The following is a 12,303-nucleotide window of genomic DNA, read 5'->3' on the forward strand; positions in this document are numbered from 1 at the left end:
CGGCCTCGGCCGCCGCCTCGCGCGCCAGCCGGGCGGCGGCGCGGTTCAGCGCGGCCACCCGCCCCTCGGCCCTGGCCAGCCGCAGCCGGCTGGCATTGGCGCCGAAGCTGTTGGTCAGGATGATGTCCGCGCCCGAGGCGATCATCTGCCGGTGCAGCTCGCGCACCCTGTCGGGATGGGCTTCGCACCACAGGTCCGGCGCCTGTCCCGGCGCCAGGCCCATGTTGTAGAGATTGGTCCCGGTCGCCCCGTCGGCCAGAAGCCATGGGCGTTCGCCGAGCATCCTCGACAGCTGGTCAGGCATGGTGTTTCCCGTTCTGCGGCAGGATCGGGGAAGCTTAGCCCATCCCGCCGGGAAGTCATTGAGGCTTTTGCGGCCGCTCAGTGCGAGCGGATCATGCCCATGATGTCCTTGGTGCGCTCGACGATCGGCGCGGCGATGGCCTGCGCCTGGCCGGCGCCACGGCCCAGGATGCGGTCGATCTCGGCCGGGTCGGCCATGAACTCGGTCATTCGCCGGGTGATCGGTGCCAGCGCCTCGACCGCGACCTCGGCCAGCGCCGGCTTGAAGGCGCCGAAGCCCTGGCCCTCGAACCGGGCCAGCACCTGCTCGGCCGTCTCGCCCGAAAGCGCGGCATAGATGTTGACCAGGTTCCTGGCCTCGGGCCGGTTCTTCAGCCCTTCCATGCTGCCCGGCAGCGGCTCGGCATCGGTGCGCGCTTTGCGGATCTTCTGCGCGATGGCATCGGCATCGTCGGTCAGGTTGATGCGGCTGGCATCCGAGGGGTCGGATTTCGACATCTTCTTGGAGCCGTCGCGCAGGGACATGACCCGCGTCGCCGCGCCCTCGATCATCGGCTCGGTGATCGGGAAGAAGTCGACGCCATAATCGTGGTTGAACTTGGCGGCGATGTCGCGGGTCAGCTCAAGGTGCTGCTTCTGGTCCTCGCCCACCGGCACGGCGGTGGCGTGATAGGCCAAGATGTCGGCGGCCATCAGCGAGGGATAGGCCAGCAGGCCCAGCGACGAATTCTCGCTGTTCTTGCCGGCCTTGTCCTTGAACTGGGTCATCCGGTACATCCAGCCCACGCGCGCCACGGTGTTGAAAAGCCATGCAAGTTCCGCATGCTGCGCGACCTGGCTCTGGTTGAACAGGATCGAGACCTCGGGGTCCACGCCCGAGGCCATGAAGGCCGCCGCCACCTCGCGGGTGTTGTGCCTGAGCTTCTCGGGTTCCTGCCAGACGGTGATCGCGTGCAGGTCCACGACGCAATAGATCGTCTCGGCCCCCTTGCCCTGATAGTCCGCAAAGCGTTTCAGCGCGCCCAGATAGTTCCCCAGCGTCAACCCGCCCGAGGGCTGGATGCCGGAGAAGATGCGCTTGGCGAAGCTCGTGGTCATGGCACTACCTGCTTGGAAAATCCCGGTGGCTGGCTTACCTCTTGGCCCGGTCGGGCGCAACCGCCCGCAAGGAGGGCTTGCGCAACTGCCCACTGGAAAGGAGCCTCGATGCGTCCCGGTTACGATGAATCGCCAATCAATCCCGTGCCCGCCGTGGTCTGGATGCTCGCCCTGCCGATCATCGCCAGCGAAGCGGTGTTCGGCCTGGCCCAGATGGGCTTCCTCGGCGGGGGCGGGCAGGGCGCGGGTCTGGCCATGCGCCAGATCGCGGTCGAGCGCACCGCCTATATCCCCGAATTCGTGCTGCGGCTGTGGCAGATGAAGCTGTTCCTGCTGGACCAGAGCTGGCGCATCCTGACCTATCCCTTCGTGCATCTGTCGCTGACGCACGCGCTGTTCGTCCTGGTCTTCACGCTGGCGCTGGGGAACCTGATCGCGAACCAGTTTCGGCCTTGGGCGGTCGCAGCGCTGTTCTTCGGCTCGGCCATCGGCGGGGCGCTGGTCTATACGCTGGCGGCGGGGCTTCTGCCGCAGGTCCGCTTCCAGCCGCTGATCGGCGGCTATCCGGCGGTCTACGGCTTCGTCGGTGCCTTCACCTTCCTGCTCTGGACCCGGCTGGGGCAGGAGAACGCGAACCGCCTGCGCGCCTTCACGCTGATCGGCATGCTGCTGGCCTTCCAGCTGGTCTTCGGCATCCTGTTCCAGGACGGCAGCCTGACCTGGATCGCCGAGATCGCCGGCTTCTGCTGCGGCTTCCTTCTGTCCTTCGTGCTGGTGCCGGGCGGGATCGGGCGCGTGATGCGCCAGATCCGTCAGCGCTGACGCCGCAAGCCCGCGCGCAGGTCCGAGGGCCGGAACGCGCCCAGCACCAGCGCCGCCGCGCCATAGGCCGCCATGCCGCCCAGGACCAGCGCGGCCAGCGTCAGGTAACGGGTTCCGGGCTGCTCCAGCGTGTCGCCCAGGGCCAGCATCAGGCCCCAGATCACTGCGCCCATGACCGCGGATGCCGCGCAGATGCGGGGCAGGCGGTGTCGGAAGCGGTCGTCGAGCTCGGCCGCCTCGCCGAAGGCCTTCGTGCCGCGCCAGAGCTGCGCCGCCATGGTCCAGCCGGCGACGGTGGTGCCCCAGGCGGCGGCGGAAAAGCCGATGAAGGGCGCAAGCCCCAGCGCCACCACCGCGTTGACCACCATGGACCAGACCGCGAAGCGGAACGGGGTGCGGGTGTCCTCGCGGGCGAAATACAGCGGCTGCAGCACCTTTTGCAGCACGAAGGCCGGCAGGCCGAGGCCGTAGATTGCCAGCGCTACGGCGGTCGGCCCGACATCGGCGGCCAGGAAGGCCCCGCGCCGGAACAGCACCGAGATCAGCGGATAGGCCATCACCACCAGCGCCACGGCGGCGGGCACGGTCAGGAACAGCGCGAATTCGGCGGCGCGGTTATAGGCATGGCGGCCGCCGCCGGTATCGCCGTTCTTCAGCCGGCGCGAGATGTCGGGCAGAAGCACGATGCCGATGGCGATGCCCACCACGCCCAGCGGCAGCTGATACAGCCGGTCGGCATTGGTCAGCCAGGCGATGGCGCCGTCGAAGAACGAGCCGACCTGCCGCCCGACCAGCAGGTTGATCTGCACCACGCCGCCCGCCAGCACCGCGGGCGCGGCCACGGCCAGCAGGCGCCGCATGTCCGGCGTCAGCCGCGGCCGGCGCAGCCGCAGCGCAAAGCCCATGCGCTTCGCTGCCCACCAGACAGTGAAGAGCTGCGCGATGCCCGAGACCGGGGTGGACCAGGCCATGGCCAAGCCCATGTCCCAGCCCCGCCAGTCGGCCAGCAGCATGGCCGTGATCAGCACGAAATTCATCAGAACCGGCGCCGCGGCGGCGGCCATGAAGCGCCCGCCGGCGTTCAGCAGCCCCGAAAGCAGCGCCGTCAGCGAGATGAACAGGATATAGGGAAAGCAGATGCGGCCGTAGATCACCGCCAGTTCGAAGCGCTCGTCGCCCTTGAAGCCCGCCGCCTGCATCAGCACCAGCCAGGGCATGACCAGATGCGCGACCAGCGAGACGACCAGCACCACCGAGAACAGCCCCGAGAAGGCCTCCTCGGCAAACCTGCGCGGGTTCTCGCCGCTTTCCAGCCGCTTGGCGAACATCGGCACGAAGGCAGTGTTGAAGGCGCCCTCGGCGAAGAAGCGGCGAAACATGTTGGGCAGGGTGAAGGCGACGATATAGGCCTGCGCCACCGGGCCGGTGCCCAGATAGGCGGCGATCATCACGTCGCGGACGAAGCCCACCACGCGGCTGCCCAGAGTCCACGCCCCCACCGAGAGAAAGCCCCGGATCAGTCTTATCGGTTGCATCTTTGGTCCCTCAGAACGTCCCGCCCAGCGGTCGCTCGGCCTTTTCGGCCCGTTCGGTGCCGTCCTTGATCGCCTGGCGCAGCTTCTTTTCCAGTGACTCGCGGCGCCCGGCCTGGTGCAGCTTCAGCCCGAACATGTCCTTGACATAGAAGGTGTCCACCACCTGCGCGCCGAAGGTGGCGATCACCGCGCTGGCGATCTGGATGTGGTTGTCGGCCAGGGTCCGCGTCAGATCATAGAGCAGGCCGGGCCGGTCGCGGGTATCGACCTCGATCACCGTATAGACGTCGGATGCCTCGTTGTCGAAGGTGACATGGGTCGGGAAGCGGAAGGCGGCCTCGCGTTTCCTGGGCTTGTCGCGGCCGGCCAGCGCCTCGCGCGCGACGATCTCGCCGCCCAGGGTGCGCTGGATCATGGTGCGCAGCCGCGGCAGCCGGTCGGCGGCATAGGGATGGCCGTCGGCATCCTGCAGCCAGAACACCGCCGTCGCGAAACCGTCCTTGGTGGTATAGGTGCGCGCGTCGACGATGTTCGCCCCCACCAGCGCCAGCGCCCCGGCCATGCGCGAGAAGATGCCGGGATGGTCGGCCAGCACGAAGGCGGCGCGGGTGGCGTCGCGGTCGGTGTCGGGATGCAGGTCGGTGCGGATCTCGTCATCGCCCAGATCCTTCAGCATCTCGGCAAAGACGTAATGCGTCTCGGTCGGCAGGCCCGGCCAGTAATTGTCGTAATGCCGGCCCAGTTCCGCCTTGATCGCCCGGGGTTCCCAGCCCTTGGCGGTCAGCAAGTGCCGCAGCGAGCGCTTGGCCTCGCCGGTGCGCTTGTCGCGGTTCACCTCCTCGAGGCCGTTTTCCAGCGCCGCCGCGGTTTCCTGGTGCAGCTTGCGCAGCAGCATCGCCTTCCAGTTGTTCCAGGTGCCAGGGCCGACGCCGCGGATGTCGCAGACCGTCAGCACCAGCAGCATGTCGAGCCGCCTGGTCGTCTTCACCGCCTTGGCGAAGTCGCGCAGCGTGCGCGGATCGGCGATGTCGCGCTTCTGCGCCACGTCCGACATCAGCAGGTGGTTGCGGATCAGCCATTCGATGGTCTCGATCTCGTCCGCCGGCAGGCCGAAGCGGGTGCAGATGCGCCGTGCCAGCCGGGCGCCCAGGATCGAGTGGTCCTCGGCCCGGCCCTTGCCGATGTCGTGCAGCAGCACCGCCAGGTAGATCACCCGCCGGTTCACCTTGCCCCGCATGATCCTGCTGACCACCGGCAGGTCCTCGGCATCATCGCCGCGCTCGATGGCGGCCAGGGCGGCGACGCATTGGATCAGGTGCTCGTCCACCGTATAGTGGTGATAGACGTTGAACTGCATCATCGCGACGACCGGCGCAAATTCGGGGATGAAGGCGGCCAGAACGCCCAGCTCGTTCATCCGCCGCAGCGAGCGTTCCGGGTTGCCGTGCTTCAGCAGCAGGTCCAGGAAGATGCGCACCGCCTCGGGGTCCTGGCGCATGCGGTCGTCGATCATTTCCAGATTGGCCGCGACGGCGCGCATGGCTTCGGGATGGATCAGGATGCCAGTGCGCAGCGCCTCCTCGAACAGGCGCAGGATGTTCAGCGGGTCGGACAGGAACTGCTTTTCGTCCATGAAGGTCAGCCGGCCACGATCCACGCGGAAGCCGGCGCGGACCCGGCGGCGGCGCTGGAACAGCAGGTTCATGATCGGCGCCTTGTAGAGATGCCGTGCCTCCAGCGCGACCAGGAAGACCCGGGTCAGCTCGCCCACCCTGGTCGCGTGCAGGAAATAGTCCTGCATGAAGATCTCGACCGCGCGGCGGCCGCCCAGGTCGCGATAGCCCATGCGCTTCGCCACCTCGACCTGCATGTCGAAGGTCAACTGGTCCTGCGGCCGGCCAGCGATCAGGTGCAGGTGGCAGCGCACCGCCCAGAGGAAATCCTCGGCCTGCCAGAAGGTCAGGTGCTCCTCGCGGGTGAAGAAGCCCAGGTCCACCAGTTCCACGGCGCGGTCGACCCGGTGGATATATTTGGCGATCCAGTAGAGGGTCTGCAGGTCGCGCAAGCCCCCCTTGCCCTCCTTGACGTTGGGCTCCAGCACATAGCGCTGGCCGCCCTGGCGGCGGTGGCGCTCGGCGCGCTCGGCGAGCTTGGCCTCGATGAACTCCGGGACCGTGTTGTCGAACAGATCGGCCCAGAGCCGGTCGCGCAGGGTCTCGGCGGTGGCGGCATGGCCGCAGACCAGCCTGTGCTCCAGCAGGCTGGTGCGGATGGTGATGTCGCCGGCCCCCAGCCGCAGGCAGTCGTCGACCGAGCGCGTGGCCTGGCCGATCTTCATCTTCAGGTCCCAGAGCATGTAGAGCATCGATTCCACGACGCTCTCGACCCAGCCCGAGATTTTCCATGGGGTCAGGAACAGCAGGTCCACGTCGGATTGCGGTGCCATCTCGGCGCGGCCATAGCCGCCGATGGCCAGCACCGCCAGCCGCTCGGCATCGGTGGGAGTGGTCACCGGATGCAGGATGGTGGTGGCGACGTGATGCACGGCGGCGACCGTGGCATCGGTCAGGCTGGCGATGGCGCGCACCGTCTCGCGCGCCGCGCGGGGATGGGACATGAAGCCCGCTGCGATGTCGGCCATGGCGGCGCTGCGGGCCGCGGCCAGGATCGCCACCGTGCGGGCGCGGATCTCCCGCGGCTCCGAGACCGCGGCCAGCGCCCCGGTCAGCGCCGGCAGGAAGCTTTCGGGGCTGAACAGCGAATGCGCCCCGGGCAGGGCCGGGGCGCTTTGCGGCAAGGTTTCGCTATCCCTGGCGCTCAAGATCAGAACCCGAAGCCGCCGAAGCTGCGCGGCGCCGGATCCAGCACCACCACCTGGCCGCCGCGTACGGTGGCCACGGCCAGCGCCCGCTCGTTGGTGCCGTCCCGCTTCAGGCGGAAGGCGCCCGAGACGCCGGCAAAGCCCGCGTTCTGCGTCAGCCCCGAGGTGGTCAGCGCATTGCGCTTGCCGGCCCGCACCAGCGCCGCGATGGCCGAGACGCCGTCATAGGCCAGCGAGCCCAACTCGTGCGGGGTCTCGCCATGGGCGGCGCGGTAGCGCTGCTCGAACTGCGCCTTCATGGTGGTGTCGGGAATGGCGAACCAGCCGCCCTGCACGCCGCGCAGCTGCAGCCGGGCCGAGGGCTGGTCCCAGCGCGTCAGCCCCATCATCTGCACCGTGGCCGAGGTGACGCCGGCATCGGCCAGCCTGTCGGTCAGATAGGGCAGCACAGCGCCCTGGTTCGCGGTCAGGAACACCGCATCGACATTGCCCGACAGCGCCGCCGAGGCGACGTTCGGCACGATGCCGTCGATGCCCTGCTTGGACAGCGGATGCACCGCCGTGCCCGCCAGGGTGGCGCCGTTCTTCTGGATGGCGCGCTGGATGGCGCGGGCGCCGACCTGGCCGGCGGCATCGTCCTCGGCCACCATCAGGATGCGGCGCTTGCCGTGCCGGACGCCGTATTTCACCAGCCGGTCGGCGACGTTGTCGAAGGTGTTGCCCAGCACGAAGACATTGCCGCCGGCGATGTCGGTATTGTTCGAGAAGGACAGCACGTTCACGCCGCGCGGCGCCATGGCATTGCCGACGGCATTGGCGCTGTCGGCGAAAAGCGGGCCCAGGATGATCTTGGCGCCCTCGTCCACGGCACGGTTGGCCATGGCGACGGCGGCGCCGGGCTCGGAGCCGGCGTCATAGACCCGCAGGTCGATGGTCGCGCCCCGCGCATCGGCGGCGGCCATCCTGGCGGAATTGGCCAACGACCGCGCCAGCCAGTCCAGGTCGGTGCTGCCCGTGCCCCCCGGTACCAGAAGCGCCACCGGCACCGGCTGCGACGGGTCGATGCTCTGGCCGGCCTGCGGGCCCGAGGCCCCCATCTCGATGGGCTGGCAGGCGGCAAGCGTCACGGCGGCAAGGACAGCTCCGACGCGCGCCAGCGGACGGCGCAGGTCGAAGGCGCCGCGGATCGTTTTCAGGACGGTCATGGCGTGATTCCCTGTTGGATCGAGGCTGGGGGTTTGATGAGGGCAGGTTATTGGCATATTCCGGGCATGGCAACTTGCCCCGGCACAGAGAAAGGGATCCGCGATGGAGGATGGCGCCAGCACAACCGGGACAGGCGCGCGGCCGGTTTCCCTGTCCGTCTCGGCCGCCCCGCCCGAGCCGGGGCTCTACCTGGTCGCGACCCCGATCGGGGCGGCGCGCGACATCACGCTCCGGGCGCTCGACGTGCTGAACACGGCCGATCTTCTGGCCGCCGAGGATACCCGCAACCTGCGGCACCTGTTGGACATTCACGGCGTTCCGGTCCGGGGCCGGCGCCTTCTCGCCTATCACGACCACAATGCCGACCGGGCCCGGCCGGCGATCCTCGCGGCGCTGAGCGAGGGGAAGGTGGTGGCCTATGCCTCGGATGCCGGAACGCCGCTGGTCGCCGATCCGGGCTACCGGCTTGCGCGGGATGCCGCCGAGGCCGGATTCGCGGTGCGCGCACTGCCCGGGCCTTCGGCGGCGCTGGCGGCGCTGTCGGTCTCGGGCCTGCCCAGCGACCGCTTCCTGTTCGTGGGCTTTCCGCCGGCCGCCGCCGGCGCACGGCGGAAATGGATCGAGAGCTGGCAAAGGGTCGATGCGACGGTGATCGCCTTCGAAAGCCCGAGGCGCGTTAAGCAACTGTTGGAGAACTTGTGCGAGAGTGAGGCGAATCGGTCTACGGTGATCTGCAGGGAACTGACCAAGAAGTTCGAAGAGGTGATGCGGGGCAGCGCGGCGGAACTGGTCGAGAGAATCCCCGCAGAAGGGTTGCGCGGCGAGGTGGTGGTGCTGTTCGGGCGCCCCGAACCCGTCGCCGCGGATGAAGGCAGCCTGCGTGTGGCTCTGGAAGGGTTGCTGGGCACGCTGTCAGTCAAGGAAGCGGCGGCAGAGGTCGCGGCAAGGTTCGGTTTGCCCCGGCGCGAGGTCTATGCGCTGGCGGTCGAGATGAAGAGGGAACGGGAATGAAGTTCGAAAGGATCTCGGGGGGCACCCCCGTTCCGGCCGATTGCGTCAGGGCAAGGCGGGGTGCCGTCGCCTGGTCCGCCGGCCGTTTCGCCGAGGAATCGGTGGCCCGGGAATATCGCCGCCGCGGCTACGAGGTGCTGGCCGAGCGCTGGCGCGGCCGGGGCGGCGAAATCGACCTGATCCTGCATAAGGATGAGGAATATGCCTTTGTCGAGGTGAAGGCGTCGCGCTGCCACCGCCGCGCGGCCGCGCGGATCGGCGACCGGCAGATCGCCAGGATCTGCCGGGCGGCGCTGGAATATTGCGGGCGGCTGCCTGCCGGGCTGCTGACCGCGATGCGCTTCGACGCCGCGCTGGTCGATCAGTTCGGCCGGGTCGAGATCATCGAGAACGCCTTCGGCATGAACTGATCGCAGCGGCTTGCAAACCCGGCCCCCGCGCGCGACAAGATCGCTCGAAACAGGCTGGGGATGATGGCATGAGTCTTTACGTGGCCCTGCAGATGGACCCGATCGAACAGGTCTCGATCGACGGTGACAGCACTTTCCGGCTGGGGCTCGAGGCGGAGGCGAGGGGGCATCGGCTGTTCCAATACACCGCCGACCGGCTGAGCTATAGCGAGGGCAGGGTCCTGGCCCGCGGCCGCCCGGTCACCCTGCGGCGCGAGCCGGACAATCATGTGAGTTTCGGCGATTGGGCCGAGGTCGACCTGTCCGAATTTGACGTCGTCTGGCTGCGGCAGGATCCGCCTTTCGACATGGGCTACATCACCACCACGCATCTGCTGGACCGGGTGCATCCCTCGACCTATGTGGTCAACGATCCGTTCTGGGTGCGCAACAGTCCCGAGAAGCTGCTGGTGCTGGATTTTCCCGAGCTAACGCCGCCGACGCTAATCACCCGCGACCTGGCGCAGATCCGTGCCTTTCGCGAGCGGCACGGGGATTTCATCCTCAAGCCGCTTTACGGCAATGGCGGGGTCGGCATCTTCCACATGCGGCCCGATGATCCCAACCTGTCTTCGCTGGTCGAAACCTTCCTGTCGAGCAGCCGCGAGCCGATCATCGCGCAGAAATACCTGCCCGCGGTGGTCAGGGGCGACAAGCGCATCATTCTGGTCGATGGCGAGCCGGTGGGTGCGATCAACCGCGTGCCGGCGGCAGGCGAGGCACGGTCCAACATGCATGTCGGCGGCCGTCCCGAGAAGATCGGCCTGACCGAGCGCGAATACGAGATCTGCGCCCGCATCGGCCCGGTCCTGCGCGAGAAGGGGCTGCTGTTCACGGGTATTGACGTGATCGACGGCTGGCTGACCGAGATCAATGTGACCTCGCCCACCGGCATCCAGGAGCTTGAGCGGTTCGACGGCATCAACGCCGCGGCGCTGATCTGGGAGGCGATCGAGCGCCGGCTGGCCGAAAGGGGCTGACGGCGGTTCGCCCGGGGTGCGCCGGGTGGACCGGTGCGCCGGGCGGATCATCGTTCGATTGCGCGGCTGTTTTCCGGCGGAACACCCTGCTCGATGCCATTCCGGGCGACGGCCCGGTGTGGTGCGGAGCAGGGCGATTCTCATCGGTTGGAGAATGCTCAGCCGGAAGCGGGATGAAGCCCTGCGCTTGAACGTCCCGCTGGCCGGAACCGTGGCTCATGGACCGGCCAGCCGCGTAGATTGAAGTGCGGACCCGATTGGGTGCGACCATATGCCTGCCGATGCGAGGGCTGCCGCGGCCAGGAAGGTGGGTGCGTGATTCCCGAATCGGGCGGGGCTGCGGCGGAACTGCTTGCACTTGCAGAGGAACCGCTCGGTCAGCCGCGACGGCGGTCGAGGCCGGGCGGGGCGCGGGTTGGGACATCGGCCACTCTGTCGCGAGAGGGTGCCCGCCACGACCATGCCGGGCGGCAAGGCGTCGAGCGAGATCGGGGCAGCCGTCTTGCCAGGGGCACCGGGGCGCAGGGCTAGCCGTCCTGACCGGTGCTCTCGGCTCCTGATTCTCGGCCCGCCACGAGACGGGTGTCTGTCGGCAGTCGAGCAACTGACCGGAAGCTCGGCGGTTTGGTGCTCCACCTGGACGCCCGGATGCCGCGCGTTCGGCCTTGGCGCTGCAACTGGTGCAGAAAAAGAAGGCCTTGGCTGATGGCGTGAACCTGCCGCCCGCATCCTGGTTGGGCATGGAGCTGGATCCGCAAGGATTGCGGTCAGCGCCATGCCAGATCGCCGAAATTTTCAACTAAATCTTATATTTGATCAAAATATATCCTGTCCCAGAGCGCCCGCGAGATGCTGGGGCAGGTCGGCATGCAGAACGCAGGCACAAGACGTTCCGGCCCGGCCCGAGGCCGGAGAATTCGGCGTCCCCTTTCAATCCGGCCGGCCGAAGGGCAGGCGGTAGGACAGCGCCTCGGCCAGGTGCGGCTGGCGGATCGCCGGCGATTGGTCCAGGTCGGCAATGGTCCTCGCGCTGCGCAGGATGCGGTGGTAGCCGCGCGGCGTCAGGCCCAGCCGCTCGGCTGCCAGCGCCAGCAGTGATCGACATTCGCCGCCAAGCGGTGCGATCTCCTCGAGCAGCCGGCCCGAGGCGTCGGCATTCACCCGCGCCGTCGGATGGCCGGTGAAGCGTTCCGCCTGCAGCGCCCGGGCGGCGGCGACCCGTTCGGCAACGCTGGCCGAGCTTTCGCCGGTCGCCGGCAGGCCCAGATCCTCGATGGCGACCTGCGGCACCTCGATGCGCAGGTCGAAGCGGTCCATCATCGGCCCCGAGACCCGGCCCAGATAGTCCGACCCGCAGCGCGGCGCCTTGGAACAGGCGCGCGCGGCGTCCGCGATCTCGCCGCAGCGGCAGGGATTGGCGGCGGCGACCAGCAGGAAGCGCGCCGGATAGCGGATATGGGCATTGGCGCGCGAGACATGGATCTCGCCGGTCTCGATGGGTTCGCGCAGGGCGTCGATGACCCGGCGCTCGAATTCCGGCAGCTCGTCGAGGAACAGCACGCCGTTATGCGCGAGGCTCGCCTGGCCTGGCCGGGCGTTGCGGCCGCCGCCGACCATCGCCGCCATCGAGGCGGTGTGATGCGGCTGGCAGAAGGGCGCCATGCGCGAGATGCCGCCCTCGGCCAGCAGCCCGGCGACGGAATGGATGATCGAGGTCTCCAGCGCCTCGGGTGGGGTCAGCGGCGGCAGGATGCCGGGCAGGCGGGTCGCCAGCATGGACTTGCTGGCGCCGGGTGGGCCGACCATCAGCAGGTGGTGCCGGCCGGCTGCGGCGATCTCCAGGGCGCGGCGGGCGCGTTCCTGGCCCTTGACCTCGGAAAGGTCGGCCTCGTGCACGGTTTCGGCCAGTTCGCCCGGTGCGGCGCGGGCCAGGGGGGCGCGGTCGGTCAGGTGGTCGACCGCCTCGCGCAGGGTGCGGGGGGCAAAGACCGGCACCGCGCCGACCCAGGCGGCCTCGGCCCCGCAGGCGCGCGGCACCAGCAGCGCCCGGCTGTCCTCGGCCGCGGCCATGGCGGCGG

At 68.7% G+C, this 12,303-nt stretch carries 11 protein-coding genes; 5 read left to right on the forward strand and 6 right to left on the reverse strand.

Annotated features, from left to right (window positions below; genetic code table 11):
* Both I9P22_RS20260 and trpS read right to left on the reverse strand, forming a co-directional pair.
* Positions 1-304 (reverse strand): homocysteine S-methyltransferase family protein (locus I9P22_RS20260; RefSeq protein WP_199261540.1); only part of this gene is annotated, 304 nt, incomplete at its 3' end.
* A 77-nt stretch (positions 305-381) separates the two neighbouring features.
* A complete protein-coding gene (trpS, locus tag I9P22_RS20265) occupies positions 382-1,401 on the reverse strand; it encodes a tryptophan--tRNA ligase (protein WP_199261542.1) in 1,020 nt (339 codons plus the stop codon).
* 108 nt (positions 1,402-1,509) lie between these two features.
* On the opposite strand from trpS, the gene I9P22_RS20270 reads away from it, so the two are divergent.
* Positions 1,510-2,223, forward strand: coding sequence for a rhomboid family intramembrane serine protease (locus I9P22_RS20270; protein ID WP_199261544.1), 714 nt, complete (start codon positions 1,510-1,512; stop codon positions 2,221-2,223).
* Here the strand turns inward: I9P22_RS20270 and murJ are convergent.
* The 3 genes from murJ to I9P22_RS20285 are packed head-to-tail and all read right to left on the reverse strand — an operon-like array spanning position 2,214 to position 7,784.
* The gene (murJ, locus tag I9P22_RS20275; RefSeq protein ID WP_199261547.1) at positions 2,214-3,758 is read right to left on the reverse strand and encodes a murein biosynthesis integral membrane protein MurJ; all 1,545 of its coding nucleotides are present in this window, start codon (positions 3,756-3,758) and stop codon (positions 2,214-2,216) included. The genes I9P22_RS20270 and murJ overlap by 10 nt on opposite strands.
* A gap of 10 nt (positions 3,759-3,768) precedes the next feature.
* A complete protein-coding gene (locus I9P22_RS20280) occupies positions 3,769-6,579 on the reverse strand; it encodes a [protein-PII] uridylyltransferase (RefSeq protein ID WP_199261549.1) in 2,811 nt (936 codons plus the stop codon).
* A gap of 2 nt (positions 6,580-6,581) precedes the next feature.
* Complete coding sequence (locus tag I9P22_RS20285) at positions 6,582-7,784, reverse strand: penicillin-binding protein activator (protein ID WP_199261551.1); 1,203 nt, start codon at positions 7,782-7,784, stop codon at positions 6,582-6,584.
* 103 nt (positions 7,785-7,887) lie between these two features.
* On the opposite strand from I9P22_RS20285, the gene rsmI reads away from it, so the two are divergent.
* The 4 genes from rsmI to I9P22_RS20305 all read left to right on the forward strand — a co-directional run bounded on the left by rsmI (position 7,888) and on the right by I9P22_RS20305 (position 11,028).
* Positions 7,888-8,796 (forward strand): 16S rRNA (cytidine(1402)-2'-O)-methyltransferase, encoded by a 909-nt coding sequence (gene rsmI / locus I9P22_RS20290; protein WP_199261553.1) that lies wholly within the window; start codon positions 7,888-7,890, stop codon positions 8,794-8,796.
* Complete coding sequence (locus I9P22_RS20295) at positions 8,793-9,206, forward strand: YraN family protein (RefSeq protein WP_199261555.1); 414 nt, start codon at positions 8,793-8,795, stop codon at positions 9,204-9,206. Before rsmI ends, I9P22_RS20295 begins: the two co-directional genes overlap by 4 nt.
* Positions 9,207-9,274: 68 nt before the next feature.
* Positions 9,275-10,225: a glutathione synthase gene (gene gshB, locus I9P22_RS20300; protein WP_199261557.1), complete on the forward strand. Its 951-nt coding sequence runs from the start codon at positions 9,275-9,277 to the stop codon at positions 10,223-10,225.
* 665 nt (positions 10,226-10,890) lie between these two features.
* On the forward strand, positions 10,891-11,028 hold the full coding sequence (locus I9P22_RS20305) for a hypothetical protein (RefSeq protein ID WP_199261560.1): 138 nt from the start codon (positions 10,891-10,893) through the stop codon (positions 11,026-11,028).
* A gap of 127 nt (positions 11,029-11,155) precedes the next feature.
* Here I9P22_RS20305 and I9P22_RS20310 read toward each other — a convergent pair.
* Positions 11,156-12,303: YifB family Mg chelatase-like AAA ATPase (locus I9P22_RS20310; protein ID WP_199261562.1), on the reverse strand; the 1,148-nt coding region annotated here is incomplete at its 5' end.

The organism is Paracoccus binzhouensis, from assembly GCF_016446475.1.
Lineage (GTDB): Bacteria > Pseudomonadota > Alphaproteobacteria > Rhodobacterales > Rhodobacteraceae > Paracoccus > Paracoccus binzhouensis.

What these genes read in the sequence shown, in the direction of transcription:
- trpS (WP_199261542.1), bottom strand. Translation starts at nt 1,401, where the DNA reads ATGACCACGAGCTTCGCCAAGCGCATCTTCTCCGGCATCCAGCCCTCG.
- I9P22_RS20270 (WP_199261544.1), top strand. Translation starts at nt 1,510, where the DNA reads ATGCGTCCCGGTTACGATGAATCGCCAATCAATCCCGTGCCCGCCGTG.
- murJ (WP_199261547.1), bottom strand. Translation starts at nt 3,758, where the DNA reads ATGCAACCGATAAGACTGATCCGGGGCTTTCTCTCGGTGGGGGCGTGG.
- I9P22_RS20285 (WP_199261551.1), bottom strand. Translation starts at nt 7,784, where the DNA reads ATGACCGTCCTGAAAACGATCCGCGGCGCCTTCGACCTGCGCCGTCCG.
- rsmI (WP_199261553.1), top strand. Translation starts at nt 7,888, where the DNA reads ATGGAGGATGGCGCCAGCACAACCGGGACAGGCGCGCGGCCGGTTTCC.
- I9P22_RS20295 (WP_199261555.1), top strand. Translation starts at nt 8,793, where the DNA reads ATGAAGTTCGAAAGGATCTCGGGGGGCACCCCCGTTCCGGCCGATTGC.
- gshB (WP_199261557.1), top strand. Translation starts at nt 9,275, where the DNA reads ATGAGTCTTTACGTGGCCCTGCAGATGGACCCGATCGAACAGGTCTCG.